The sequence below is a fragment of the Methanosarcina sp. genome, assembly GCF_049706645.1.
GTDB lineage: Archaea > Halobacteriota > Methanosarcinia > Methanosarcinales > Methanosarcinaceae > Methanosarcina.
Genome location: NZ_JBNAKP010000015.1, coordinates 256570 through 282832, shown reverse-complemented (window position 1 = coordinate 282832; position 26263 = coordinate 256570). Strand labels below are relative to the sequence as shown.

At 38.8% G+C, this 26263-nt stretch carries 24 protein-coding genes; 13 read left to right on the top strand and 11 right to left on the bottom strand.

Going from position 1 to position 26263, the window contains the following annotated elements:
• Nucleotides 1-75: 75 nt before the first annotated feature.
• The 7 genes from ACPK8D_RS07100 (at nt 76) to ACPK8D_RS07070 (ending at nt 8011) form a co-directional block, all read left to right on the top strand.
• Nucleotides 76-240 (top strand): zinc ribbon domain-containing protein, encoded by a 165-nt coding sequence (locus ACPK8D_RS07100; RefSeq protein ID WP_424717137.1) that lies wholly within the window; start codon nt 76-78, stop codon nt 238-240.
• Nucleotides 161-763, top strand: coding sequence for a VOC family protein (locus ACPK8D_RS07095; protein WP_424717163.1), 603 nt, complete (start codon nt 161-163; stop codon nt 761-763). The genes ACPK8D_RS07100 and ACPK8D_RS07095 overlap by 80 nt, the downstream gene beginning before the upstream one ends.
• Nucleotides 764-1501: 738 nt before the next feature.
• A complete protein-coding gene (locus ACPK8D_RS07090) occupies nt 1502-2542 on the top strand; it encodes a methionine synthase (protein WP_424717136.1) in 1041 nt (346 codons plus the stop codon).
• 537 nt (nt 2543-3079) lie between these two features.
• The gene (locus ACPK8D_RS07085; protein ID WP_424717135.1) at nt 3080-3352 is read left to right on the top strand and encodes a hypothetical protein; all 273 of its coding nucleotides are present in this window, start codon (nt 3080-3082) and stop codon (nt 3350-3352) included.
• 1010 nt (nt 3353-4362) lie between these two features.
• Nucleotides 4363-6702 (top strand): PGF-pre-PGF domain-containing protein, encoded by a 2340-nt coding sequence (locus ACPK8D_RS07080; protein ID WP_424717134.1) that lies wholly within the window; start codon nt 4363-4365, stop codon nt 6700-6702.
• 790 nt (nt 6703-7492) lie between these two features.
• Nucleotides 7493-7693 (top strand): hypothetical protein, encoded by a 201-nt coding sequence (locus tag ACPK8D_RS07075; RefSeq protein ID WP_424717133.1) that lies wholly within the window; start codon nt 7493-7495, stop codon nt 7691-7693.
• Nucleotides 7694-7696: 3 nt separating this feature from the next.
• Nucleotides 7697-8011 carry a hypothetical protein gene (locus tag ACPK8D_RS07070; RefSeq protein WP_424717132.1) on the top strand — a complete coding sequence of 105 codons (315 nt, stop codon included), beginning with the start codon at nt 7697-7699 and terminating at the stop codon, nt 8009-8011.
• Nucleotides 8012-8201: 190 nt separating this feature from the next.
• On the opposite strand, the gene ACPK8D_RS07065 is transcribed toward ACPK8D_RS07070, so the two are convergent.
• The 3 genes from ACPK8D_RS07065 to ACPK8D_RS07055 form a co-directional block, all read right to left on the bottom strand.
• Entirely contained in the window at nt 8202-8432 is a 231-nt protein-coding gene (locus tag ACPK8D_RS07065; RefSeq protein ID WP_424717131.1) for a hypothetical protein, read from the bottom strand.
• Between the two features lie 475 nt (nt 8433-8907).
• Complete coding sequence (locus ACPK8D_RS07060; protein WP_424717130.1) at nt 8908-9393, bottom strand: hypothetical protein; 486 nt, start codon at nt 9391-9393, stop codon at nt 8908-8910.
• Nucleotides 9394-9427: 34 nt separating this feature from the next.
• Nucleotides 9428-9580: a hypothetical protein gene (locus tag ACPK8D_RS07055; protein WP_424717129.1), complete on the bottom strand. Its 153-nt coding sequence runs from the start codon at nt 9578-9580 to the stop codon at nt 9428-9430.
• 793 nt (nt 9581-10373) lie between these two features.
• Here ACPK8D_RS07055 and ACPK8D_RS07050 point away from each other — a divergent pair.
• The gene (locus ACPK8D_RS07050) at nt 10374-11027 is read left to right on the top strand and encodes a PKD domain-containing protein (RefSeq protein ID WP_424717128.1); all 654 of its coding nucleotides are present in this window, start codon (nt 10374-10376) and stop codon (nt 11025-11027) included.
• A gap of 190 nt (nt 11028-11217) precedes the next feature.
• On the opposite strand, the gene anfO is transcribed toward ACPK8D_RS07050, so the two are convergent.
• The 3 genes from anfO to ACPK8D_RS07035 all read right to left on the bottom strand — a co-directional run bounded on the left by anfO (nt 11218) and on the right by ACPK8D_RS07035 (nt 13773).
• Nucleotides 11218-11847: a Fe-only nitrogenase accessory protein AnfO gene (gene anfO, locus ACPK8D_RS07045; RefSeq protein ID WP_424717127.1), complete on the bottom strand. Its 630-nt coding sequence runs from the start codon at nt 11845-11847 to the stop codon at nt 11218-11220.
• 383 nt (nt 11848-12230) lie between these two features.
• Nucleotides 12231-12707, bottom strand: a complete 477-nt coding sequence (locus ACPK8D_RS07040; RefSeq protein WP_424717126.1) for a hypothetical protein — start codon at nt 12705-12707, stop codon at nt 12231-12233.
• Between the two features lie 655 nt (nt 12708-13362).
• Nucleotides 13363-13773, bottom strand: coding sequence for a hypothetical protein (locus ACPK8D_RS07035; protein WP_424717125.1), 411 nt, complete (start codon nt 13771-13773; stop codon nt 13363-13365).
• Between the two features lie 581 nt (nt 13774-14354).
• Here ACPK8D_RS07035 and ACPK8D_RS07030 point away from each other — a divergent pair.
• Nucleotides 14355-14762 (top strand): DUF1699 family protein, encoded by a 408-nt coding sequence (locus tag ACPK8D_RS07030; RefSeq protein ID WP_424717124.1) that lies wholly within the window; start codon nt 14355-14357, stop codon nt 14760-14762.
• 513 nt (nt 14763-15275) lie between these two features.
• Here the strand turns inward: ACPK8D_RS07030 and ACPK8D_RS07025 are convergent.
• On the bottom strand, nt 15276-15584 hold the full coding sequence (locus ACPK8D_RS07025; protein ID WP_424717123.1) for a hypothetical protein: 309 nt from the start codon (nt 15582-15584) through the stop codon (nt 15276-15278).
• A 1363-nt stretch (nt 15585-16947) separates the two neighbouring features.
• Between ACPK8D_RS07025 and ACPK8D_RS07020 the strand changes: the two genes are divergently transcribed.
• On the top strand, nt 16948-17577 hold the full coding sequence (locus ACPK8D_RS07020; protein WP_424717122.1) for a matrixin family metalloprotease: 630 nt from the start codon (nt 16948-16950) through the stop codon (nt 17575-17577).
• 797 nt (nt 17578-18374) lie between these two features.
• Here ACPK8D_RS07020 and ACPK8D_RS07015 read toward each other — a convergent pair.
• From ACPK8D_RS07015 to ACPK8D_RS07000, 4 genes are all read right to left on the bottom strand, one after another.
• Nucleotides 18375-18767 (bottom strand): transcriptional regulator protein, encoded by a 393-nt coding sequence (locus ACPK8D_RS07015; protein ID WP_424717121.1) that lies wholly within the window; start codon nt 18765-18767, stop codon nt 18375-18377.
• Between the two features lie 702 nt (nt 18768-19469).
• Nucleotides 19470-20489, bottom strand: coding sequence for a glycosidase (locus tag ACPK8D_RS07010; RefSeq protein WP_424717120.1), 1020 nt, complete (start codon nt 20487-20489; stop codon nt 19470-19472).
• A 317-nt stretch (nt 20490-20806) separates the two neighbouring features.
• Nucleotides 20807-22786 (bottom strand): amylo-alpha-1,6-glucosidase, encoded by a 1980-nt coding sequence (locus ACPK8D_RS07005; protein ID WP_424717119.1) that lies wholly within the window; start codon nt 22784-22786, stop codon nt 20807-20809.
• Nucleotides 22787-22953: 167 nt separating this feature from the next.
• On the bottom strand, nt 22954-23094 hold the full coding sequence (locus tag ACPK8D_RS07000) for a hypothetical protein (RefSeq protein WP_424717118.1): 141 nt from the start codon (nt 23092-23094) through the stop codon (nt 22954-22956).
• A 44-nt stretch (nt 23095-23138) separates the two neighbouring features.
• Here ACPK8D_RS07000 and ACPK8D_RS06995 point away from each other — a divergent pair, with 44 nt between their 5' ends.
• The 3 genes from ACPK8D_RS06995 (at nt 23139) to ACPK8D_RS06985 (ending at nt 26202) form a co-directional block, all read left to right on the top strand.
• Nucleotides 23139-24296 (top strand): iron-containing alcohol dehydrogenase, encoded by a 1158-nt coding sequence (locus ACPK8D_RS06995; protein WP_424717117.1) that lies wholly within the window; start codon nt 23139-23141, stop codon nt 24294-24296.
• A 102-nt stretch (nt 24297-24398) separates the two neighbouring features.
• On the top strand, nt 24399-24923 hold the full coding sequence (locus ACPK8D_RS06990; protein WP_424717116.1) for an LURP-one-related/scramblase family protein: 525 nt from the start codon (nt 24399-24401) through the stop codon (nt 24921-24923).
• Nucleotides 24924-25101: 178 nt separating this feature from the next.
• Nucleotides 25102-26202: an AI-2E family transporter gene (locus ACPK8D_RS06985; RefSeq protein ID WP_424717115.1), complete on the top strand. Its 1101-nt coding sequence runs from the start codon at nt 25102-25104 to the stop codon at nt 26200-26202.
• Nucleotides 26203-26263 lie beyond the last annotated feature (61 nt).

Here is a 26263-nt window from a genome sequence, read left to right as displayed (position 1 = left end):
TGTAACTTATACTTCATACAAAGCTAAAACGCTGGTAGAAAAGTAATACTCGTTGATCCAAAGAATACTTCAAAGATGTGTTCAAATTGTGGAATGCTGGTAGAAAAAGACCTGTTAGAAAGAACTCATAACTGTCATTTCTATGGTCTATCTATTGACCGTGATCTTAATGCTTCTATTAATATTCTCAGACTGGGATTACAGTCTGTTCGTAAAACCGATAGATACCCCTCATTTTAATGAGGGGAGCAGTCACATTCAAACAGATATAAAAGGAGGAAACGATATGCAAAAAATTACTCCATGCCTATTATTCGATGGTAAAGCTGAAGAGGCAATGAATTTTTATACCTCCATTTTTGCAAATTCAAAGACTGTTAGCATTATGCGCTATGGAGAAGCAGGCCAGGGACCGAAAGGGACAGTAATGTTCGCGGCATTCCAGCTCGAAGGACAAGATTTTATTGCATTAAACGGTGGTGGTTCACAATTCACCTTCTCGCCAGCGATATCATTTTTCGTCAATTGCGAGACTCAGGAAGAAATAGATGAGTTGTGGGAGAAACTCTCCGAGAGCGGAGAAAGCCAGGGACCCGGTTGGCTTAAAGACAAATACGGCGTGTCATGGCAAATCGTTCCCACTATTTTGGGCGAGCTTTTAAATGATCCTGATCCTGAGAAATCGCAAAGAGTTATGAATGCAATGCTTCAGATGGGTAAAATTGACATAGAAAAATTAAAGCAGGCATACGAGGGACAATAAACTTAAAAGAAAAAATACGAATGAGAAAAATACATAAAGTCATCTAACCCCGACCCTGTACTCAAGGCTCTGGACGTGATGGTCGGCATGTGGAGTAATAGTGAGAACTTTCACGTATGGTTATCGGGTTTAATAACGGACCGGATTAGAACCATATCTCGAACCAGTTCTTTTTTCATCTTCTACTTTTATTTTATGCCACCCACGCGAACTTTTTTTACCATGCTTCATGTGTTTTACAACATAAGCAGCTCCCAATGCTGCTACGGTATAACCTGCTATTTTCACAAATTGATGCACAATTATTCACCCCAAGCTATTATTGTACCTTATAGTTTATGAAGATGCGCAGACAAACAGAGCCGTCGTCATAAAGCAGCTCGTAGAGAGCTTAAAGAGTATCCTTAAGTCAATGTTCTTGCTTAAAGCTAGAAGAATCTTAAACTAAAGATTGCAACAACTCGCCTTTTATCTCAATAAGAACCACCGGAAGAGTGAAGTGGCAAAACAAAAAATTACTCTTAAGCTTCAGTAACAGTATACTGCTTAGGTAGAACTATGAATTGATATATTTTACCTACATTTCGCCATTCTATCTCTTCCAATGAATAAGCTTCATAGTGTACCTCAACATCAATTTCCCACAGGAGTTTATTTCTTTAAAATGAGGTACTTCGCACTTTTTATTGCGAGAGCAATTCCAATATCTATAAAACTTTATATCTCTTAATACCAAGCATGCAGGAGATTATTTTTATCGATGAAGGCAGCCTTCCCACACCTGAAGGTATCACAAGGGAGTGGGTAAAGGCTGCAGCTGAAAACCGAAATGAGGATGAAAAGCTATTTTCAATAATAAGAGAGGCTTTCCAGAGAAAAATCGATGTGGGAGTACACGTTCCCACATATCCACAGTTTAGAGATATGATAGGTCAGTTCCTGGATATTATCAGAGAAGAAAAGAATTGTTATGAACCTTATGTGTTAAAAGAGGAAAATGCAAAGATTCTTGAGCTGGAAATAATTGATGAAATTGCAAAACAATATAAAAAAGAGACAGGAAAGACTCTTGAAGTCAGGGTTTGTATTGCAGGCCCAACAGACCTGTATCTTCAGGCTTTCGGGGCAACAGCTTTTGTGGACGCTTATAATATCCTTGCGCTGGATATTGAGAAATTCATTAAACAGGCGTTTAAAACAGCAAAAAATTTCAAAATTAAAGTTATAGCTCTGGATGAGATCAGCCTGGGATTAACTGATAAGATTCAGTTTTCTGACTCTGAGATCATATCGGCCCTTACAGTTGCCTCTACCTATGCTCGGCAACAGGGAGCGGACATGGAGATTCATCTGTATTCCCCATTGAAGTATAAGCTTATATGTGAGACCCCTATCAATGTCATCGGATTTGAGTATGCGGGAACTCCTTCCTACCTCGATCTTCTGGACAGAAAAGTACTGGAGGACTCAAATACTTACGTAGGAGTCGGAGTCTCGAGAACCGATATTTTCAGTCTTATAAGCATTATCAATGAAAAGTATGGGGTCAATGCCTGGAAGGAAAAGGAATATCTGCAAAAAATCGTAACTGAGCTAGAGACTTCAGACGTCATAAAAAAGAGGCTTGAAACGGCTTTTTCCATTCTTGGGGACCGCATAAAATATGCGAATCCGGACTGCGGGCTGGCGTTCTGGCCGGATCAGGACCTCGCTTTCAAGCTGCTTGAGAACACAGCAAAAGCTATTAATGAATTTAATGCAGGAAAGGAAAATCAATGAATAAATTAGACTGAGTAAGAGATTATACGTTGCTTGTAACAATAAAATTGGCGGGATTTTACAAAAAAATTACTTTTAAGCTTCAGTCACGCTATATGCCGCCAGGCGCCTTTTTAGTTCTACGTCGCGTACATATTCAGCTATATCCTCAAAATCCGCAAGCCAGGCTTTCCTACACCACCTATATTTGACGGAAAACTTAAGCCCTTCTTCCTGTATTAAGGATAGAATCTAAAGCAAATGCTGAGGAGTCACGACCATTCTAGAAGATCAGAAACTCCCATATTAGTACCTCTTGGCTTTTTGAATCATTTTCTGCAAATTACATAAAATATTTAATAATAAAATAATAAAATAACACTACGCAGTTGGACAAGAAACCAACCGTAAGAGGATTAAAACTGTCTGATTCATAATAGTTACGACAGGCCGTCTAGTGCTCTACTCTGCCTATCAAACGCACAGTCCTGAGAGATTGAAACCTTAACATTCTAATTGGATGAGGTTAATAGATAAATATACGGAGGGATTGAGGGAATGGATCACTACGAAGAAGTTACAGAAACAATAATCCATAAAAAATTTATAAAAACTACTTGTGACATCTGCGGCAAAGATATTCAAGAAGAAAACATGGGATCTCATTTTAATGAAGTTACGATATGTCATGAATATGGGCAAAGATGGCAGGGATGTCAAACTGCAAGTAAGTTTGAACCTGATGTATGCGTTAAATGTTTTACAGAAAAGATACTCCCTTATCTTAAAAGTTTAGGTATTAATATTGAATATGTGGATAGTAGTTATTGAAAAGTTGAAGAATCAAATAATAATTGCAATTAATTTGAAAACTCATTAGAAACGCTGCATAAAATAGGATGGTATTTAACTTCTCCACAAAAGCAAAATTCCTGTCCAAAAATCAATCCAAAAAAGCCGCTAGCAATTATAATATAGGGCTTTTTATTTTGAGTTGGTAGTGGAGACAGTATTCGAAGTGCCTTAATCAAAATTTTGGTCTAAAAGTCTGTTCTTTTTTTCTTCAATGCTTATCCATTTTTTCTGTTGGCAGAATCTCTTTATCAACCCAAACCAGACCAGGTTCTAAAGCGCCTTTTTGGTTATACCATAATAAGAATCAACGCGCTCTGGTACCCTTATGTCGGTTTAAATCAAGCCCATGCTTTACACGGTATTTATACTGAAGGTAGGCTTCAACATCGCTTTTGTTGATTTTGTACCTGTATTTGCCGCTGGCAGACTTCTTCTTTAGCCTCGTGATATAAGAGTAATTGCTTGAAGTATAGTGATTAAGAGCATCTGCTACCTTTTTTAACTCAATATCCTCGTTGTCTGCAATCTCTTTACAGGTAAGGGAAACAGAATATGCATTAAATAACGATTCATATCCTGTATTTCAAATAATTAAACTTGTGATAAGCGCATTTAGCTATTCCTTTCCTTTAATTCTTTAACTTAAATTGCCAGTTTAGTTAAAAAGAAGAAGACCTTCAATTCCATATACTATAATTACGGCTAAAAAAACTTAATTTGCCTTCCATGATAGATTCCAGAGAATTTTTACTTGCAATTTTTAGAACTTCACTCCAAAATCTTGTTTCTCAATTTTTAATCTTTTAAATTTCTTAGATGCAAAATCTTTCGTGTTTTACTCACATTTACTCTATCTGACCTTCTGTTCTGACAAATAATCTAATACTTGGACTTTCAAGCCAAAAACTGAGGGAACTTTTAAATTTCTTTAAATTGTATTAATAATAAGATTTTTCAAATGAGATAATATAAACGGATGAAATATAATGGAAAGGAAGAACATATTGTATTCAAAAACTTTTGTTTCAGTATTTCTCGTTTCTTTTTTAATTTTCGTATCATCTACGACATCGGCAGCTCCTGTGCCAAGTGCTTCGCCTGCTGCAACATATGCATATATTCCAAATCAGAATGGGACTGTCTCTGTACTTGACACAGCAAATAATACTGTTATAGCCTCTGTGCCTGTAGGAAAATTACCTTTAGGAGTTGCAGTCACTTCGGATGCAACAAAAGTATATGTGGCGAACCAAGGCAGTGGCAGTGTCTCCGTAATTGACACTGCTACAAACACTGTTACAGCTACCGTGCCTGTAGAATGGTCTCCTCGCGGAGTTGCAGTCAGTCCAGACGGAACAAAGGTATATGTAACGGCTTGCTACTATGGCGGCATTGTCTCTATAATTGACACTGCAACGGACACTGTTACAGAGACAGTGGACGTAGAAGACTTCCCTACAGGAGTTGCAGTCACTCCGGATGGAACGAAGGTGTACGTGGCGAACTGGTACAGAAATGTATCTGTGATTAACACTTCAACCAACACTGTAATAGCCACGGTGAATGTAGGAAGTAATTATCCTCATGGATATCCTCATGGAGTCGCAGTCAACCCCGAAGGAACAAAGGTATACGTATCAAAAGGCGACACCCCTTGTTCAGTCAACGCCTGTTATCCAGGAAACGGTACAGTTTCTGTAATTGACACAGCAACAAACAATGTTACAGCCACAGTGCCTGTAGGACAGTCTCCTGGCGGAGTTGCAGTCACACCTGATGGAAAAAAGGTATATGTCGCAAACTCTGATCCTACTGTCTCTATAATTGACACCGCTACGAACACTGTTACAGCCACTATAAATGTAGGAAACCGGCCTTATGGAGTTGCAGTCAATCCGGCTGGAACAAAGGTATATGTAACGAATCCGGATAGTGGCATGGTCTCCCTAATTGACACCACAACTAACAAGGTTACAGCTACAGTGAATGTGGGAGGCAGTCCTACTGCTTTCGGGCAGTTTATAGCACATCCTTCAGCACTAAAACCAGTACTTATTGTGAACTTCAGTAGCAATATAAGCAGTGGTTATGCCCCACTGGCTGTCCAGTTTACTGATCTTTCACAAAATGCAACCGAATGGTACTGGGAATTTGGAGATGGAACTACTTCAACCGAGCAAAACCCAACTCATATTTATTCTTCAGCAGGGCCTTACACCGTTAAACTAATCGCAACCAATGAAAACGATATAGATTCAAAATTTGCTGTAGTAACTATTTTAGATTATAATGTACCTCCTGTAGCAAACTTTGCTGCCAATCCGTCTAGAGGCGGTAATCCTCTTTTCGTTCAGTTTACTGATCTTTCTCAAAATGCAGCTGGATGGAACTGGGACTTTGGAGATGGAGCTACTTCAACCCTTCAAAATCCGAGGCACGTTTATATAGATACATCAACCTATTGTGGTCCGGGGCGAACTCACATACAAAAAAACTATATTGTTACCCTGACTTTGAGCAATGAAAACGTTACTGCCTCTAAAACTTCTACTATATATATGGATCTTTTCTTTATTCATGGTCCCAGTCCCAGTAAAAGTACCTCAAGTGGAGGCGGTGGTTCCCCTGAGCCTGCAACAAATGTTGAAGTTAAAGATTTCTCACAGAGATTTGTTACCAGCGGAAATTCTGCAAAGTTTGATTTTCCAAAGAATGCTACTTCTGTCGTATCTGTGAGCTTCGATTCGAAGAAGACTGCTGGCAAGATAGCAACTAATGTCGAGATACTGAAAAATAAATCCATTCTTACCTCTGATATGCCTACTGGTGAAGTCTACAAATATTTGAATGTCTGGGTTGGAAATGGTGGGTTCGGAACTTCAAAGAATATCGAAAACGCGGTTGTATGCTTCAAGGTTGAGAGATCTTGGATACAGGATGAAAAAATCGACCCATCTTTTATAACTCTAAACAGATATAGTGACAATAAATGGAGCCAGCTTTCAACTAACCTGTCAGGGGAAGACGAAAAGTACCTGTATTTCACAGCACAAACGCTGGGCTTCTCTCAATTTGCAATAACGGATAATACTAAAGTAAACGAGACAGAGAAACAGTCTGGAACTGAGACTGGAACACAGTCTGTAGCTGTAAATGAAATACAGAATGAAGCTAACACTCGAAATACGACAGAAAATATTGAACAGACACCTGAGCAAAAGCAAAGCCCAAATACCTCTGCAAAAGAAAGCAAAAAAACTCCTAGCTTTGAAATAGCCTCTGATATTGCCTGTCTACTTTGCGTATTCTTGTACAAAAGAAGATAAGAAAGAGTGAAATACGTGGTATTATAGGATGTTTAATCAAATCTGGAGGTCTGCACGTTTATAGAGCCTATCCGAAGATTATTGCGACCTCCAAAACTTTTACAATTGGCAATACGCAACCGGAATTGATACTCAGATATAGACCTATTGTAACTTTTCAACATGCATTACTGGCTTTACGGATAGACTCTTATTGAAGAAGCTATCTACACGCATTGTAACTTGTACCATATATTATATTCAGAAAAATTGTATGAATATATTTGGGGTTCAATATGCATTTATAAAACTACTGCTAGCTGTTTACAAACCAGATTGAGGTATTGTAATCAATACTTTCCTAATACCCAACCTTAAAACTTAACTCCTTTAAACCTCAACCTGAACCCCAGAAACCAAGTTTTCCCATTTCTTAACTCTCTCCAAAACGTGGCTTTTAGGGTGAAAGGCTTACCACTCTTGGCGTTTTACTTTTAAGTACTTTTTTCTTCTACCTAGTACCCCAAAAAAAGCCAAAAATAGAGTCAAAAAACCGAGTCAAAAAAACCGCTAGCAATTATAATATAGGGCTTTTTAGTTTGAGCCGGTGATGAAGACGAATATTCGAAGTGAATGAACCTGAATTTTAATCGAAAAATTAGTTCATTTTCTTCTTCAACCCATATCCATTTTTTCTGTTGGCAGAATCTCTTTATCAACCCAAAACAGACTAAGTTATGGAGCTCCTTTTTGGCTATACCTGATAAGAATCAACGTGTTTCGGCATCTTATCGTGGTTTAAATAAAAGCCATGCTCAACACTGTATCTATATTGAAGAATGCTCCGACATTACTTTTGTTGCTATTCGTATGTGTATCGACAAATTTATCATTTGGTGCAAATAAAAATATTATTGATTCCGCTGTAGCATCGGTTGAAAATGCTGACTTGACAATTGAGGAAAAAGCTATTGAAAAGGAGTTAATAGAAATATCCTTTAAAGAGATTTAACGAATGGGGGAGAAGATAGTGCCTACAAAAGAAGAGATAGACAGCCAGATTATGGATCTCTGGGATGAAATCTTTGAACTTGAAGATAAACTTGGTGAAGAGCTGGATATTAAGTATGCGGAATGGCGTAAAGTAGAACCATTACTGGATAAAGGTATAGATGCAGATGAGGTTGTAATGCATATGGAGTCCATGAAGGGAATCAGTGAAGAGAGCATGCTTATTTACAGAGAGGTAAAAACAATCAAAAATAAATACAAACAAGAGATGGATGAGAAGCATGCAGAAATAGACACCTTGAATAAAGAAAAAAAATGATATAAAATGTCATTCGCCGGATTTTTAAGAGTAAGATATTAGTGTTTTTGGTCAGGCATTTTTGCAAAAAAGCTTGACCAAAAATTTTTAAAAATAAAAAAGCTTGACCAAAAATTTTTAAAAATATTTGACCAGAAATTTTTAAAAATTTTTGATCAAAAACCCAAGCTTTTTCGCAAAAATCCTGGGTTTAATAACGGGCCGGAGTAGAACCGTACCTTGAACCGTGTACTTTTTCATCTTCTACTTTTATTTTATGCGACTCAGCCTCACCAGCTGGTTTTTCCTTTTCTGTTTTTGTTTTATACCAACCACACAAACAGCAACCTTCTTTGCAATGCATGATACGTATATGTTTCACAATACAAACAAATCCTATTATTGCTAATATATAACCCACTATTTCCATAAGTTTATTCATAGTTATTCACTCCAATTTATTATTGCACCTTATCATTTATGAAGATACGTAAAGAGGTAGATTTATCACAGGGCTCAGCTTAGAAGAAGAGAGTTAGTAAAAAGTATTCTCTATTCAAAATAGGTTTTCTTTACTCACTGGCAAAAACCCGACCCAAAACTCAATTTAAAAAAGCCGCTCTGAAATAGAATACAGGATTTTTTATTCTGAGCAGATGTGAAAACAAATATTCGAAGTGAATGAATCTAAATGTAAGCGAGAAATTTTGAAAAAGACAGGTAAAAAGTACATCCGTTTTCAAAAAATATTCTTTCGTTTTTTCAACCATTACTCGTTTTCTCGGTCGTTTGAGTATCTTCATCAGCCTGAACTCATCGCTTTTGGTTGTACCATAATAAGAATCAATTGCTTTGGGACCCTTCTGTGCTGATTTGAATCAGAGGCATTGTTTCTTTGTTCCTGAAAAGAACGCTGGTCAGATATCAAAGTTAACCTTCAATATCTCACAATGCGGCAGATTTTTAATTTGTACGCCCTCAGGTGTTCCTGTTAGCTCCAGGCTATCAAATTCATTTGAACCGCATAGCACGTCCTGATTCGGGTGCGTGCCAGGTGTGATATTGCAGCTCATAACAGTCTTTCCACCGGCTGATACTACAATTGGAAGCCTTGGTGAGGCAGGGTGGTGCTTTGGAAGAACTATCAATGGTGACCTGATTTCCCGGATCATGAAGAGCACGCATTTAAGCCCTTTCTCAGTCTTCTCATTCACAGACAGCGCAGAAGCAACAATCAGGTCATGGGGTTCCAGTCCGAGCACAATCTCTTCGCTTTCAGTTTCCAGAAAGAACTGTCCACTCGGACCTGCTTTCACAATTGCCACTGTTCCTGCCGTTCCACGCAGGAGAAGCATTTCACTTTCCTTCAGTGAAATTTCTTTAGAAGAGGCCGATGTTTCCATGTTAAAAATAAGTATTAAAAAATCCGGCTGGTTATCAGGATTCTGTTACATTTTTAGACTGGCAGGAAGGACATTTTACATTCTTGCCAATACCTTTGAACTTATTTCCACAGTCCTTGCATGCGTAATCTTTAACCGGCAGTTTTCCTTCCATATCGATATCGAATGAGTCTCCAACACTACACATAGTTATCACCTCATGGTTTTATCAGGGGGCTTGCTATAATTATATAACCCACATATTATTACTCACACTTCTCCAATTAATACCTTTCCATATCTGTTATACTATCCCCAGGCAATTCTGAACGCAGTTTTCCCATCAGGGCAATCATTTCCGGAAAAGTATTGTGACGACGATACTTTTTTCATTAATCCTTTTGATTGTGATAATTGCTTAAAGAGCTATTTGTCGGTCTGGAATATTAAGAAATTAAGGAAGCTGTTTTCAACCATATATAGAAACTCTCTGTGATAGCTAACTCGAACTTAAAAGAAGCCATGGAACTGAACCTGTAATAATGTCCAGTGTAGAAGAAACTTAGTTGAGGCAAAATCACAAAATTATTTTATACTGCTTATGATTTTGCCAAAGACTTTCAAATGTAGGTTTGGACGAGTTAAAGGCCGTTTTTATGAGATACGAGCCTTAAGTTCTTTTTATACACTTGTGATCAATTAATTGTTGTCAGCAGGTTGACGAGTTTGATAGTTTCCTGATGAACAGCTGCATGGTAAGTAAGAAAAACGATTACTGGATTGATAGTTTATACTGGGAAAGGAAAATTTACCTGTTACTTTATTAAATATTAGATAAATAAAATATTAGATTGAGGCTCTATTATTGACTTTTTATGCTTATAATGCTAGTATATAGCTTTATTATTGTGATCATAAACTAAATTTATTTACATTACATGCTAAATTTATTTGGTCCAGTTCTTAAAACATATAATCAAGTTAGTCGAATAATAGAAATGATGAAACGAATAGCAATTTTCTTTGTAGTAGCTTTATTGGTTTTGATGCCATTTTCTGCAATGGCCAGCGCTCCACAGGTATCTTGTAAAGGAGGTACGTGTAGTAATTTAAAAATAACCAAGGTCACAATAAATCCTACAAGCAAAACCGCACCAGCTAAAGTCGGGTTTACAAGTTATATATCAGGTCCTGTTAAACTTGTCCAGTATACAGTAATTGATTCCAAAACTGGAAAAGTAGTCGGTTCCTCCAGTTCCTATTGTTCGAAATGTACGAAAAAAGGGATATGTACCTGTTCGTATATTATAAAAGAACCTGGAACCTATAACGTAAAAGTGACTGCATATGGTTCTGGAAATTGTTGTGTGAGTCTGGTAAAAAAGGCGGTCATTACGATAGCACCTGGGAAAACACCTTCAGAATTCGTTCCAGGCTTTAAATCCGTAATCTCTGGAAAGAAAGTTACCTTCAAAGATACGACTTCAGGTGCTAAACCTATAAAATGGAACTGGAATTTCGGCGACGGTTACCGATCAACTGCACAGAACCCGACCCACACCTATAAAAAGGCAGGAACTTATACGGTTTGTTTGACTGTATACAATAGTAACAATAATTACAAACTTGTCTATAATAGAATAGCTGTTAAATAATAAGGGAAAAATCCCTTCTATTTTTAAGTGAATTTTGTCTCGTCTATCTCTTAACCACGCTTCGGCGCATTAAGGATAAATCGAATCTTTAGAGAAAAAATGAAAACGTAACTGATATGAAGCCCGCTAAAATATGGACTGTAATCAAAAATTTATCTAAGAGCTTCATATATTTTCCAAAAACCGTTTTTCAAGGAGTTTGCACACGCACTATTCTAACAGTCTTCCTGTTTGGCAATTCATTCACAGTTTCATATTCAAACCCCAGGGCGCCTAACTCTGTGTAAAACCACTTTGGAATATGACTGCAAACGACATCCAGCCTATTGAATTCTCCTTTTTTCAAAAAGGGAATCAGAATTTTCTTTGAAGTTAACTCCGGATTCTTTAGAAGGATTTCCTCCATATTAAGACGAAAATCCCTTTCGTTTGTACCAGGTTCCAAAAATTGCATGATATCTAATTTGCTGGGCTTTTCCTGCCGCTTTTCAATAACCTCAAGCATTTCTTTTTTCACTGAGTCAAGAACTTCCAGCACGCTATTTTCTACAAGGAATATGTCAAAGCCTACTGCTTGAAAAACGCCGAACGCTATTCCCGGGATTTCACTTGCAACCATTATCTTTACATCACCAAGCTGTTTTATGGTATCCGTTACAGCCGTGCGTACCGCAGCAATGCCCTTCGCGTCGGAAACCTTATTTTCGAAACGGCTCACGATTTTCCATTTTCCTCCGTCTTCCCCATATATTGCAACTAATCCCGGTTCAAATATTGAGCCCGTCTCTTGTTTATCGTTTTCTACAACTGCAATTTTCAAGACAGATTCTCCTTTCAGGTTACAATTAAAGATTATTTGAGGCTGTGATTAAAGCAATTCCTCGCAGTCAGAACTATAGCTCGACTTTTATAAGCTCTGTTGTATAACTTGTATAAGTTATGTTGTATAATCTCTGCGATTAGCATCTGCAATCGCAGGAATATATCGTTTGCGACAGCGAGAACATACCCCACAGCCTGTAACGAGTGAGCCAGAGCACTTTAATTTGTATTATCAAAATTCGGTCCAAAGACAGATATTATTTTATTTGTCCAACTGCTTGCTAAAGAAGTCAGTGCCGGAGAAAATAAAAAAGTTCTAAAGATAATGCTGGAGAAAAGCTTCACAGGCATTATCTCGATACTTCGGGTTATTGTTATGAATTACTGTTTTTTCCTGGCAAAAGCTCTTAATTTAACTAAAGTTTCTGTTCCAAGTCTGCGTAATTCTTTGAGATTTTCCTGGTATACAAGCGCTGCCGGCACCAAGAGCAAAGGCATAACTGCCGCAGCTTTAGCTTCTTCCGGAACTGGCAACGATGCTATAAGACCCGCTCCCGTAGCACCGTAGATAGGAACTATAGGAAACAGCATAGCCAGACCGAATGTTCTTCTGAAATGGATGCCTAATTTTGCAGCCAGAAAACCATTAGACCCTATAACCAGACCAATCCCGATACTGGGCCCTATAGTTTGAAAAGGATTATATGATGGTCCGATATAGAGTCCAAGATCGACGCCAAAAAAGGAAACAAGGCCATTGAATTGATCCCTTTCCTCACTGGAGTTTCCTCCAAGACCTGATACAACTATGCCTATATCCAGTTGCAGAGGCCCTCTTCCTGCTCTCCTTCCATCCATTATCATTACTTCCCTTAAATGATAGATTACTTCCATCAAGCAATAAAAAGATTTACAGCTCTTCCGATTTCACACGATATCCACGGCCTTTTTTGAGATTCAGGGCATTGTTTCTCAGGGCACCCGCAAATATACTCCATGGTGTGTTATATCATTCAATAAGATATTCAGTTGTTAGAGAACGGTGGTTATGAAGTTTAAGGAATTACAATAGGATTCTGTAATCCAAGATTGGTTTTTAAATATAAATCCTAAGCGGAACATAAGAGAAGTTACTTAATAGCTATGCAATTTTTCACAGAATTTACAGGTAAAACTCCAAGTGAGTTATTAAAGGAAGTAGAAGCCGAAGTAAAAAATGGAGTCTTAATGTGGAGGAGGTCTGTAAAGCGATATTTATCAGAATTTAGAGAATACTTAGAAGAGGTACCTGTTTCTCAGCGACGTCAAGATAGCCATAGTATCTTAATTTAATTGCCCATTATCCAATTATGGAAATGGTCCGAATTTTAAGATAGCCTCTTAGTAAAAGCCAAGATTCAAATTATTTCCAGGCTACCACTTTAAGGATTAGAAAATAGAATAGTGGGTTGATTGTGAGTTAGTAAACAAAACGGTTATAGGAATTTTAACAAAGAAAAGTATGATATTAGTTTTATTTTTTGTCTTCTCCATTCCATTCCATTAAAGCCTTCTCAATAGATATCAATGTGAACATAGTAGTATTGAATATCTCGTCTGGATGTTGCGTTATCCAACTAATTTCGTCAAGAACGTCTTTTGGTAGCCTAAGAAGGTCGTTTAGCTCTTCTCCTATCTTCATGAAATATTCAGTATATCGTGAACCATACCTACTGTTATCACAAGCAGTGATAGAAATATACTGAGTATATGACCCGTCATTCATTATATCTCTTGAATATCTGTAATGAATTTCTTCAACACACTCCGAGTAATTGTCATTCAGTCTTCTGATGGTATCTGGAATCGATTCGCCATCTTTCTGCAAAGCTTTCAGGTCTGATAATACACTGTTAGAAAGTCTGAAAGTTTTGTATTGCTTCATATTACTACTCCTACAGTTAAGATATATAAATAGACTACTACATGATCAGTTAATATTACATTTGTTAAAGAAAATTTCATGGATTTTTCGAATAATTATACTACGTTATTAGTAATTTATTTACATTGGTAGTAGCGTTTAGTAAAAGATAGGTCTTGAAGAAAATCGGTCTTGAAGATCCGGCTGTTCTAATTATCTTCAAACATTAAACCCCCGATTTAAGCCGGCAAAAGTTTTAATATTTTCAGATACTGAGCCGAAAAGAAGGGATTTTAAATCTTTAATTTCTAGTTCTACAAAATTGTAAATAATATGATTGAGCTCATCTCAAAACTAAGTCTTTGAATTTCAAGTTCCAAATGATCAATCTAATTTTTCAATGACGAAAGCTGTTCTGAAACTTTTATTGAGGTCGAGCTAAATTTAGTTTTGAGTTCTGGGATCAGCTCAATATTAATAATGTTAGTTAAATAAATAATGTTAGTTCAATGAAATAATGTTAGTTCAATGAAATAATTATTTATAGTTAGCATGTGCAATATATCAAAGTACAACCAAAAGAAGTTGAAATTGAGGAAAACATGAAAATAAGAGTCGTCAGTTCAAGAGAAGAAATTTTCACTCTCAATCCTAATGAGCGTATTGTTCACCTGGCTTTCAGACCTTCAAACAAGGATATTTTAGGACTGGTCGAAACCTGCCCGAAAATTGAGGTAATTCAGCTACCTAAGTCTTATATGGCTACGGTTTCAAAGTCCATAGAAATGTTCCTTCAGATGCAGAGAATTCAGCTTCTCGAAGGAGATGTCTGGGGTCACAGGAAGGATATAAACGAGTACTACACCATTCCATCCTCAGTGATTGAGATAATAAGGGAAATGAAATCGGAGGGTACACCTGTTGAGAGAATTGAAGAAAAGGTTTCAAGGGAAAGAAATCTTAATCCTGAAATGGTTGCTTATATCCTGAGCAAGGAAACTTCTGCTTGAATTCGAGCAGGACAAGATGTGATGTTAGATACTTGACTGGGGATTGGATCATACAAAAGGTGATTTATCTTTTAGTATCTGATTTTTAGATTAAGTATTCTATTCAAGCAACTATTCAGTTTACCTTAAATCAGTTGCTTGATATTGATTTTGACTTAACAGATCAGTATGGTTACTAACTGATGAAAACTTTCGCTTCAAATTTTTTTGTTATATAGTCATTCCATAACACTTCAATTTAATCCAATTTCGTCAACATTAATCTTTTGAGTCATCAAATATCATATCTTATATCAAAATATCTAAAAAAGTTGCATCCACTAATCATCTCAGGATAAGACAATTTAGATGAGCAAGCTGATAATCGACAAAGTCAAGGGATACCTCGAATACAATTGTCGTTGTAATTTTTGCTCTTTTTGCAAAATTCTAAAGGGCTCCGCAGAGCCCGCCATATATTATCCTATCATATCCTAGAAGCCTGTAATGTCCTTCGAATTATGGCTGTCGCGTTCAATAACGGACCGGATTAGAACCATACCTTGAACCAGTTCTTTTTTCGCCGTGTACTTTTGCCTTAAACCCTTCTACTTTTGTTTTAAACTCTTCTACTTTTGTTTTAACGTGTTCTACTTTTGTTTTAACTTCTTCTGCTTTTGTTTTAACTTCTTCTGCTTTTGTTTTAGACTCCTCTACTTTTGGTTTATGCCAGCCACACATACAGCAACCTTCTTCACAATGCATGACGCGTATATGTTTTATAACACAAGCAAATCCTATTAAGGCTAAGATATAAACCACTATTTCCATAAGTTTATGCATAGTTATTCACCCCAATTTATTATTGTACCTTATCGTTTATGAAGATACGCAAACAAAAAGAAAGCCGTCATTACAAACGTTATAGCGGGTTTTAAAGAATGTCCTTAAGTCGACATTTTTGCTTAAATTTAGAAGAATTTTAAACTAAATTCCAAAAACTCGTCCTAATCTAAATGAGAAAATTTAAACATTTAATAAACCGATAATTGAAGACCCAATCGGCGGAGTCTTCGATCATATCGTAGGGCAGGTCTGGATATCCTGCCTTATCTCAAGCTAGAAAGGGGTCGATCTACCCAGCCCATCTACCTTTTGCTTTTCTAAATAAGTTGATCCCAAACCAACCCACTTTCGATGAGTAATAATTTTCAGAATTTATTTCATGATCAGAAACTCAATTGATTATTAAGAATACAAGATTCATAGAGCAATTTGGTTTTTGGGATCAGCTCGTCTAGAAAATTCGATGTACTGTTAAAATTTAGAAAATAGCAACGCTCATATTATGACGTTGCTATCCGGGACGGTTATTTCAGTGTGGTATTTTTTTCTCAGTATTCTCTGACACCTATATTTTACAGAAAATGAAGCACACTGCCCTTAATCAGAAAGAAAGATAAGACTATCAGAGAAAATAAGCATTTCTAACATAGGTAAAAATAGAAAAAAAGCCTATATACATTATGGATGACAAAAAACTTGCGAGTAGGTGCCCAGTTCCACCAACATTAAGGGAACTGTTGAAGAAACAAAAAGAGCTAGAAATGCAAGAAAAAGAAAAATTTTTCAAACCTTGAATTAACAGGAAATAAAGCCGAATTTCTCAGCAGGAAAGACTGTAATTTCTGCTGACAAGAGATTTTTTACGCCAAACTATTTTTTAATATTCACTCACTTCTTAGTCAAAATAAGCTGTCAGTAGAGGAGTTTTCCAATGAGCGGATAAATAAGATTCTACAGATGGGACATGCTCAGTCGTATCCTCAATATTTATATATCATGAAGTATATTAGAATCCTGGGCATCTGGAAGGTCATTAAAGACTTGTTCTTAACTCTTTTTAATAACCCCCCAACTCCCCAATATCCGGATGCCCAACCCCCAATATCATTGACAATTCTCGTTCAAACCTATTTTAAGGCCTGAATTCTGATGTATACTCTCCCTAATTTTCCAAAAAAGAATTCACTGACTGGAAGTCAAAATCATCTGTCAACATTGAAAGTACATTCTGGAAGGATTTTATGCAAGAGATTAATACTATTATTAAGCTTCAGGATCAAATAAACTAATAATATGGAGGCAGGTCTGTATTACCCAAATCGAGAGGTCTGGAATAAGATTGCTCTTTTTAATGTTGCTGATGGTACTTATTTTACCCCTTGCTTCGGCAGCTTCTGAGCTTAATTATCCAAGAATTTTAGACCAACCCTGGGATCATTCTCCTATCACCGTATATATAGATAACAAAACTGTGCCTCCTCATTATAGTCCTACCTATTACACACGGGTACAAAAAGCTTTGAATTACTGGGAAGAAGGGGGAAACGGAAAGCTTGAGTATACTCCTGTTTTTAAACTTGTGGATTCCGAAAAAGCTGATATAAGGATAATATGGGTCGAAGACCTGCAGAAAGAACAGGGAGCTCCTCCTGGAGTTGCAGGCGTTGCAATTCCATTTGTTGTCAAGGGGCGATTTGTACGTGTAGATATAATGCTTGGAGTTGGAAATTATCAGTGGACGAAGTGGGTCCCGTATAGTGATTCTGCAATGTTCGCCATTACAGAGCATGAATTGGGGCATGCCTTGGGATTGAATCACAGCAGCGACGAACAAGACATTATGTATCCAAAAAACGAGCAGATAGATAACACAAATCCTATCCTAAGTAAATACGGTTCTTTTTTACTTATAGCGGCTTACGTTACTCTTGCGATTGTCATCTTTCTCTCCGTAAGCTGGCTACTTAGCAGGAAAGAGAAAAAAGTTTAGAAAAAAACAATAAGTAAAGGTTTCTTGCAGTGTACATAATATAGGTTTCCAGACTTTTAATAACCATTTCCCATTTTTCGTTACCATATTCCCTGATTCTATCTTAAAAAAAGCAAGTTTGAATATCCAGAAGAAAAGAATCGGAAAAAATATCTTATCTTTTAATCATCGCACTCGATCTGATGGATCAAGTGACTTGCATATGATTCAGAGAGATCTATTTGCGGGTTGTATGGCATGACTTTTACTAGTCTCCCAAATCGTGAGACATACATATCAGAACCGCGTGAAGTTCTCACTTTTGTAAAAGTATATCCTTTTGCAAAAATCATTTTTTACCTCCAATACTTAATATGTTAGGCTAGACATATAAAGATTTTTTCACCTAACAATCGTTACATACCTCAGTTATTGAGATAAAATTGATTCAAGGACAGGCCAGATAAAGAAGACTTTAAAAACATACTAACTATATGCTCCAGGTTCAAACGCCTGGCAATCAACAGCCATCGAATTGCCCGGGAATAACAAGAAATGGTATAAATTTTGGTGAAAGAGACCCGCTTCCAATTAAGAATATTGTCAAGCGCCTTTTATTTATTTCCCCTAACGCAATTTTTAATTACCTGCCTTTGACTGCTCAAAAAAGAAAAGAGATTGATGGGTATATTGAGAAACCAGGAACGTTTCTGGAGAAATATAGACAATGAACTAAATCGGAGAAATTTAATTTTCCATAATAGTGAATTCCCAAAAAGGACTGTAGCTCTTATGGAGCTAATCCTGTTTGAAATTCTTCATTTTGAGGGAGACATCTGTTTGCTCATAACTTTCAGCTTCTTGATTGTTGAGATCGTTGCCTGAGATTCTTTGTAAATCTTGTCTTCATAATAGCTTATTATCTCATCAACAGGAGCCGCAAGAGCATAAATCTGTGTCGGTCGCCCTTTTCCATGCTTTTTTTCTGAGCGCACACTAACCCAGGACTGATTGTGCATTAACCTTATTGCAAGACTGATTTCAGGTTGCCTCAATCCGGTACTGATTTCAATTGCCTGGGAAGAAGCTTCGTCTACGTTCATAAGATATGCCATGGTTGTAGCGACATTTCTGGACATCCCGAGAGTCTTTAACGTTTCAATAAAAATAAAATCGTTTTCGTCCAATACTTTTACTTCAGAATCTTTCATGATAACCTCTTGATATTTCTAGTTTTATGAACAGTTGAAGATCATAATAACCATTAATGCTACTACTCTGCCCACAGGAGGAAAGAGAGCTGGGGCAAAGTAATAATCCAAAGATTCACAACATAATCATAACAGTATAAAACAAACAGATATAAAAAATTTTCTGAGTATTTGATACTTCACTTACATTTTATGCATTTTCCACTTGAAAAAAGGTTCAAACACTCATCAATAGAAAGCCAATTGATACGATACTAGAGAATATGAAACCCTGGTGGAAGTTTTGGTAATATCAGGAAAGTTAGTACTGGATTCTAATCGCAACCCTCAGGCATCAAAACGTCAAAAAATCGGCTAGCCCCTCTAAGTTAATTACATATGGACGAGCGAAATTATTTCGCCGCCGTTCCGAGTATAAAAGAAGTCTTCTGATGTGGAACAGAGATCGGTAAAAATCTACTAATGCGGATAAAGTTAAAAAAAGTGTCGATTCGGTTAATTTGGATACAAAACTTACTCATTAAAAAGAAGACAATAAGCATTCAAAAATGTATATAATTAAAGTACTTGAGGATACCTTTACGATAAATAGGGTTAATCTTTTTCCCTGTAATCACCGATATCCACCACACCCTTAATAGGTATTGGAAATCTGCGTTCAGGGTACTCATACTTTCTATCTTTATAAAATATGGTTTTTCATTATCCCCAATCCCTATTTTTGTTATTTCTCTCCTTATTATTTCTTTTCCTGGTTTCTGGTAAATCCTCAGAAATATTAGGAACTGACATAATATACTCCATGATATCGTCCAATTTTGCGCTGGCCATCGATACCGAAGTATCGGCACTTCCGTAATAGATGCGGAGTTCGTCACCTACTACGACCCATCCGCAGGGGAAAACAACATCATTAACGTCTCCACTGCGTTCGTAGGGTTCCCGGGGCCCGAAGACCCAGCCTTCTGACCTGCGAAGTACTTTCGTAGGGTCTTCAAGGTCAAGGAGAGCCAGTCCAAGCCGATAACTTAGTTTAGGGGTCGTCTGGCGTACCCCATGATACATAATTAACCATCCATCAGGTGTATGGAGCGGTTGCGGAGATAAACCGATTTTGTAAGCATCCCACCAGCCACCTTCCCTGGCATACAGAAGCACGTCGTGATTTTCCCAGGATTTCAGATCTGAAGAAAAGGAGATCCAGATATTCGCCTTCAAAGTATGAACAGTAGGTGCAGGCCTGTGTAACATTGCCCACTTTCCTTTAAACCTTACAGGAAACACAGCCGCATCTTTATTATCAGGCGGCATTACAGGTCCTGCTCGATCAAAATCACGAAAATTCTCTGTAAAGGCAAGCGCTGGTAAAGGACCTGAATCCGAAAAAGCCGTATATACTATGACCCACTTTTTCAGCTCATCTACGTAAGTTATCCGCGGATCTTCAACGCCGTATATCTCTTCAGGATAGTTAACAGGGTCCGGAAAAAATGTTGGCTTACTGTCAATTTCCCAGCCATCGATCCCATTATCACTCCTGGCTACTGTAAGGTGAGAAAAGCCCCTGTGGTCTTCAACCCTGACCAGTAATAGAATTTTACCATCAACTATAGCGGCTGCAGGGTTAAATACCGAATTGGCTCTATAAGGCCAATCTTCAACTGTAAGTATAGGATTTTTTCTGTGCCGTACAAATAGCTCCCCATGGTCTTTCCAGCTCATATTATCCCTCTTTCCCCTTCCGGATCGTTATTCTTCATTCCCCCTTCCAGGTCATATTATTTCCTCGTGTCTCTTCCAGATCATACATTTCCTCATTTATCGTGATCAATAGGCAAGACAATTTACCAATATCCAGGGCAGTAGCAATACTCCTGAGCCCGTAGATATAACGCCTGAGAGTATCTTCACAGTACTAAAATGGAATATACAAAACATGTAGAATAGCTATATAAAACGTGTAGAATAGCTATATAAAACGTGTATAATAGCTGTATAAATCCTATATAAAACCCATAAGATGTGACATAATTCCTTTTTCAAGGCTTGATCCCGAGTATGTCCTCTACGTATGCCCTGAGAATTTCCGCAACACTCCATGCCTGGGCAATGGTGCCTCCGGGAGAGTGCGGGTAATCTCCATCAAACACCTCAGAAATAGTGCCGATGCCTGCTGCTTCAAGATGCTCATCAAAGCCCTCAAGAAGGGCTCTCATATCTTTAAGGCTGCTGTTAGAATATCCATGGACCTTCAGATAAGCTTTCACATAGGCTCCAAGGAGCCAGGGCCAGACCGTCCCGTTATGATAGGCCGTATCTCTGTTAAGGGCGTCTCCACGATATTGCCCCTTATATAAGGGGTGGTCACTTGAAAGGGTTTTTAGCCCGAAAGGGGTTAGAAGATCTTTTTCAACCCTGTGTACGATCGCCTTTTCTTTCTCAGGAGAAAGCATGGTATAAGGGAGTGATACAACAAAAACCTGGTTAGGGCGGATTGCAGGGTCCTTGATCTGGTTTCCTGTCTCGTCCTGATATATAAGGTCAAAGAGACAGTCAGTCTCAGGATTCCAGAAGGCATTTTCAAAACTCGAAACTACCCCGGCTGCAAGATTCTCATATAAAGAGATATCTTCGCCGAGGAGAGTACCCAGGTAGGAAGCTGTTTTCAGGGCGTTATACCAGAGAGCATTCACCTCACAGGCTTTACCAGCTCTTGGGGTCACTGCCCATTCTCCGATTTTAGCATCCATCCAGGTTAACTGAGGGCCCTGTCGAATAAGGTAATCAGGATCCATGCCTATTCCAAAATCCGTGCCATTACAATAATTGTCTATAATCTCAGCTACGGTATCCCAGATATCCGAGAGGAAAAGGAAGTCCTGAGTATATGCGAAATAACGGTCCAGTGCATGAATAAACCAGAGAGAAGCATCCACTGTATTGTAAACCGGATCTCCTCCAAAAGCCGGGAAAGTGTTTGGAACCAGACCTCTCCGACAGTATCTGGAAAAATTGATGAGAGTGGACTTTGCCTCCTCGAAACGGTAGGGAATTAAAAGCAAGCCGGGCAGAGAAATCATGGCGTCTCTACCCCAGTCAGAGTACCAGTGATATCCTGCAATCACTGTATTTTCACCTGAAACGCGATTTCTCACTACAAAAGAGTCGGTTGCCTTGAGAAGTTTGAGAGCAAAAGGCTCGATAAGCTTGGAATCGAGAGCAAGGAGGTTCTGCCGGTTTGCTTCCCTTAAATAGAGTTTATTAACCTGCTCGAGCGTTAGAGAAGAAACATCCCCTGTTGAAGCAGCAATAAAAAAACGGGAAGTCCCCGGTTTTAGTTTGCTTTCAAAATAACCTGGGTTAAAGTTGTCTTCCTGGAAGTTAAGTCCCCTTTCCTTCTCAGTGTCATACTCCAGGTTATAGTGCCACACGGGCTCAGGGTGGTACTGGAGATTGGATGAAAGTGAGAAAGTAAAACCATTAGAGCTTGCCAGTTCCACTCCCGCTGGACCAGCTTTCTGGAAGAAGGAAATGTACGCGGAGCGAGCAGTGAGATTAAAGTCTCTTGAGCTTACCAGAGGGAAAATTCTTAGCAAAGCTCCCTCTTTTCTGGATGTAATTTCATAGAGAACGAAGGTTGTGTTACTATTATGAGCCATGAAGACTTTTTTCTTTAAGATAAAATCACCGGGCTGGTAAACCCAGAGAGGAAATGGATTACGAATGAATTCAGAAAGGTAATTGAAGCCCGTAGGAGAAATAATTTCTGGATATTTATGAACTGCGAGTTTATAAATCTCTTCATTGATAGAGATTTCCTCATCAAGGGAAGAAAGCACCAGAAGCCTCCCCGGAGAATTCTCCGGAGCTGCTACAAGAAGTCCATGGTAAGTCCTTGTGCCCGCCCCGATAATTGTAGAGGAAGCATATCCTCCAAGCCCGTTTCCTATAACCCATTCTCTTTTTATTCCTTCTTCATATGTGGAAAAGGAATCTGCTCCAAACCTGCCCCCACTCATACATATTTCATTAGGGTTGATTTATTAAATACCTGTACGTTTGGAAAAAAATCGATTATTACTGAAGTTATTGACTCGTTTTTATATATTTAAAAAAAAGGTCTATTTGGTATTATTAATCTATTTTTATACATTATTAATTCTCACTTTTTATACTCATTACGTATTTATTCTCTTACAGGCTCAATAAAACTTAAAAACATCTGCCCGTATGCTCCAGGGTTTTCGCCTTCTGCTTTTAAAAATCTTTTTTCAGGGCAAAACTTTATTATCTGCGTGGAAAAATCATTTCTATTAATATTATACATATTTAATAAATTTCAGGAAATTTGATAGCAGTTGCTAAGGGGAGTTGGAACGCGTGACATATACCTATCTGAACCCGAAAGTGGCCCTTATGGGGGCTGGGTGCGTAAAAGAAATCGGCAGGCATGCAAAAGACCTTGGGGCTACAAAAGCCCTTATAGTCTCCGGAAAAAGCAGGCATGGAGAACGGCTTGCACTGGATATCTACAAAATTCTTGAAGGTGCAGGCCTCGAAGCCACAATCTTTGCAGGAGCAGACCCGAACCCGACTGATACTTCAGTTATGGAAGGAGCGGATATTTATAGAAAAGAAGACTGCAATATGATAATCGCTGTCGGAGGAGGAAGCCCGATGGACTGTGCAAAGGCTATTGGCATTGTAGTATATAACGGGGGGTTAATCAATGACTATGAAGGTGTGGGCAAAGTTACAAAGGGAATTCCTCCGCTTATCACAGTAAATACGACTGCGGGCACTGCTAGTGAGATGACGAGTTTTACGATTATCACGGATACGAAGCGTCACATTAAAATGGCAATCGTCGACCCTCGCATAACCCCTGACGTCGCAGTTAATGACCCGGAACTCATGGTCAGCATGCCGCCCGCACTTACGGCTGCAACAGGTATGGATGCCTTAACCCATGCCGTTGAAGCATATGTTTCCACTATGGCTACACCTACAACGGATGCGGCTGCTATCAAGTCCATAGAACTTATTTCAAAATATTTACGCGAAGCCGTTGCCCACGGAGAAGACGTGAGGAACAGGGACATGATGGCACATGCGGAATACCTTGCAGGTATCGCCTTCAATAATGCAAGCCTTGGCTATGTGCATTCCATGGCGCACCAGCTAGGTGGGCTTTACGACCTTCCGCACGGGGTCTGCAATGCGATTCTTCTGCCCTATGTGGAGGCATACAATAAGAAGGTCGTCCCGGAACGCTTTGCCGATATTGCAAAGGCAATGGGGGAGAATATAGAAGGATTAAGCCCGGAAGAAGCTGCAGACCGAGCTATAGATGCCATCAGGAAACTTGCGTCCGATATCGGAATTCCTTCAGGCTTAAAAGAACTTGGCGCAAAGGAAGAAGACCTTGAACTCCTGGCTGAACATGCAATGCAGGACGTTTGCCGCCTGACAAATCCCAGGGACCTTTCAAAAGAAGATATTATTGAGATTTACAGGAAAGCCCTGTGAAAAATGCCTGGGAAAAGCACCTGAAATTGAGAATTCAAAGATAATAAGCCACTTCTTCAAGAGAAGGTATCAAGACTGCATAAACAAAGGGAGTGATTTTTGATGAAATTATTCGGGGGCCGTGGAGGCCATGAAGAAGAGAAAGGACACATATATAGAATGCATGAAAAACTCGTTTCCATCGGAGATGATTACTGGATAGAGGACGAAACTGGAGAGCGAGTGTTCCGTGTAGACGGAAAAGCGCTCCGGATTCGTGACACCTTGATTTTCAAAGACCTGCGGGGAAACGATCTTTATAAAATTACGGAAAAATTGCTCAGGATCAGGGATACGATGGATATCAAGAGAGCCGATGACGGCCTGGCTGCAACAGTCAAAAAAGATCTCATTAATATCTTGAGGGATAAATGGAAGGTTGAAATTCCGGACGGGCCTGATATGGAGATCCGTGGAAATATTCTGGACCACGAGTATAAGATTGAGTCTGAAGGAAGGAAAATTGCAGAAGTCTCAAAAAAGTGGTTCCGAATAAGGGATACTTATGGAGTGGAGATTGAGCCCGGACAGGATAATGCGCTTATCCTGGCGATTGCGGCTGCGCTTGATCAGATGGCACATGACTGAGTTAGTTCGCCTTAGAAGAGCATCCCAGCAAAACACGAACTAAACTGGCTAAGACAGCCTAGAAAGAGACCGTACAAATATTGGCGACCATGGACCGCGGGTGGCGGGTGTTAGGAGAAGCTTTATTTCTGCACGAGCGCTAATAAATGGATCATAAAAAATGATTAAGGAAGTAACTATGAATGCAAATAGTCATTCGACACCAGCCAGAATTCTTCTCTACAGTACCGCTGCGGTTATTCTAACTATCGGTATGCAGCAGATAGCAACTATACTCGTGCCTGTTTTTTTCTCGATTTTCGCCTTTCTAATTTTCGCCCCCCTCATCCACTGGCTCCAGAAAAAAGGGGTTCCTGGAACTGTTAGCGTCGGTCTGGCTATCCTTTTTTTCATTACTGTTGCCATGGGAACCGGGTTTCTGGTTGTAGGATCTTTACTTCAGCTCAGCAGTCGCATCCCAAACTATGAAACCCAGTTAATGGAAACTCTGGAAAACCTTTCAATATATTTGCCATCCGTCGGATTCTCTGTAGAATCAATCCTGCGTGATGTGGGAGCATTTGCTTTCAGTCTTACAGCAGGAATCCTTACTGGAGTTTTAGATGCCGGGACAACAACCGGGCTTATCATTATTACAACAACGTTCTTGCTGCTGGATGCCGCCGGAGCTCCGAAAAGGGTGCAGAAGGAGGCTGAAAAACAGTCTCTCCTGCTGTCGCAGACCATCGAATTTGGCAGAAGCCTTGTGAACTACATTGTCATACGGACTGAAACCAATCTGATAGGAGGGATCGGGACTGCCGTGCTTCTCCTTATCGGGGGCATTGATTTTGCAATTCTCTGGGGTTTCCTGACATTCCTGCTCGGTTATATTCCCTACCTGGGTTTTATTCTGGCTGCTTTTCCTCCAATGCTCCTTGCACTTTTTGAATATGGAGTTATAGGAGCACTGGCTGTCCTTGTCGGTATTTCGCTCATCAACGCGCTCGTAGAAAATATCCTTTTTCCGTCCCTTGCAGGAAAAGGCCTTAAGTTATCTCCGTCTGTCGTGTTTCTCTCTTTGTTTTACTGGGCTTATGTGCTGGGAACTCCGGGAGCACTGATTGCCATACCTCTTACAATGGTTGTGAAGATAATCCTGGAAAGTTTCGAAGAAACGCGCTGGCTGGCGAAACTGATGGAATCAAGTGGGAGCGAGGATAAGGGTGAAAAAAAAAGCGGGAGAAAACCCACTTTAAAAACCCCGGAAGATGCTCCAGTAGGACCGTTATGCAAATAAGTTGATTATCCGATACCCCGTTCACAGCCAGTTTTTTCTTGAAAAAGTGATATGAATAGAG

What these genes read in the sequence shown, in the direction of transcription:
- ACPK8D_RS06985 (WP_424717115.1), top strand. Translation starts at nt 25,102, where the DNA reads ATGAATGCAAATAGTCATTCGACACCAGCCAGAATTCTTCTCTACAGT.
- ACPK8D_RS07090 (WP_424717136.1), top strand. Translation starts at nt 1,502, where the DNA reads ATGCAGGAGATTATTTTTATCGATGAAGGCAGCCTTCCCACACCTGAA.
- ACPK8D_RS07025 (WP_424717123.1), bottom strand. Translation starts at nt 15,584, where the DNA reads ATGCATAAACTTATGGAAATAGTGGTTTATATCTTAGCCTTAATAGGA.
- ACPK8D_RS07085 (WP_424717135.1), top strand. Translation starts at nt 3,080, where the DNA reads ATGGATCACTACGAAGAAGTTACAGAAACAATAATCCATAAAAAATTT.
- ACPK8D_RS07015 (WP_424717121.1), bottom strand. Translation starts at nt 18,767, where the DNA reads ATGAAAGATTCTGAAGTAAAAGTATTGGACGAAAACGATTTTATTTTT.
- ACPK8D_RS07060 (WP_424717130.1), bottom strand. Translation starts at nt 9,393, where the DNA reads ATGGAAACATCGGCCTCTTCTAAAGAAATTTCACTGAAGGAAAGTGAA.
- ACPK8D_RS07040 (WP_424717126.1), bottom strand. Translation starts at nt 12,707, where the DNA reads ATGGATGGAAGGAGAGCAGGAAGAGGGCCTCTGCAACTGGATATAGGC.
- ACPK8D_RS07010 (WP_424717120.1), bottom strand. Translation starts at nt 20,489, where the DNA reads ATGAGCTGGAAAGACCATGGGGAGCTATTTGTACGGCACAGAAAAAAT.
- ACPK8D_RS06990 (WP_424717116.1), top strand. Translation starts at nt 24,399, where the DNA reads ATGAAATTATTCGGGGGCCGTGGAGGCCATGAAGAAGAGAAAGGACAC.
- ACPK8D_RS07070 (WP_424717132.1), top strand. Translation starts at nt 7,697, where the DNA reads ATGGGGGAGAAGATAGTGCCTACAAAAGAAGAGATAGACAGCCAGATT.
- ACPK8D_RS07050 (WP_424717128.1), top strand. Translation starts at nt 10,374, where the DNA reads ATGAAACGAATAGCAATTTTCTTTGTAGTAGCTTTATTGGTTTTGATG.
- ACPK8D_RS07075 (WP_424717133.1), top strand. Translation starts at nt 7,493, where the DNA reads ATGCTCAACACTGTATCTATATTGAAGAATGCTCCGACATTACTTTTG.
- ACPK8D_RS07020 (WP_424717122.1), top strand. Translation starts at nt 16,948, where the DNA reads ATGGTACTTATTTTACCCCTTGCTTCGGCAGCTTCTGAGCTTAATTAT.
- ACPK8D_RS07065 (WP_424717131.1), bottom strand. Translation starts at nt 8,432, where the DNA reads ATGAATAAACTTATGGAAATAGTGGGTTATATATTAGCAATAATAGGA.
- ACPK8D_RS07055 (WP_424717129.1), bottom strand. Translation starts at nt 9,580, where the DNA reads ATGTGTAGTGTTGGAGACTCATTCGATATCGATATGGAAGGAAAACTG.
- ACPK8D_RS07080 (WP_424717134.1), top strand. Translation starts at nt 4,363, where the DNA reads ATGGAAAGGAAGAACATATTGTATTCAAAAACTTTTGTTTCAGTATTT.
- ACPK8D_RS07100 (WP_424717137.1), top strand. Translation starts at nt 76, where the DNA reads ATGTGTTCAAATTGTGGAATGCTGGTAGAAAAAGACCTGTTAGAAAGA.
- ACPK8D_RS07030 (WP_424717124.1), top strand. Translation starts at nt 14,355, where the DNA reads ATGAAAATAAGAGTCGTCAGTTCAAGAGAAGAAATTTTCACTCTCAAT.
- ACPK8D_RS07000 (WP_424717118.1), bottom strand. Translation starts at nt 23,094, where the DNA reads ATGTATAATATTAATAGAAATGATTTTTCCACGCAGATAATAAAGTTT.
- ACPK8D_RS07005 (WP_424717119.1), bottom strand. Translation starts at nt 22,786, where the DNA reads ATGAGTGGGGGCAGGTTTGGAGCAGATTCCTTTTCCACATATGAAGAA.
- ACPK8D_RS07035 (WP_424717125.1), bottom strand. Translation starts at nt 13,773, where the DNA reads ATGAAGCAATACAAAACTTTCAGACTTTCTAACAGTGTATTATCAGAC.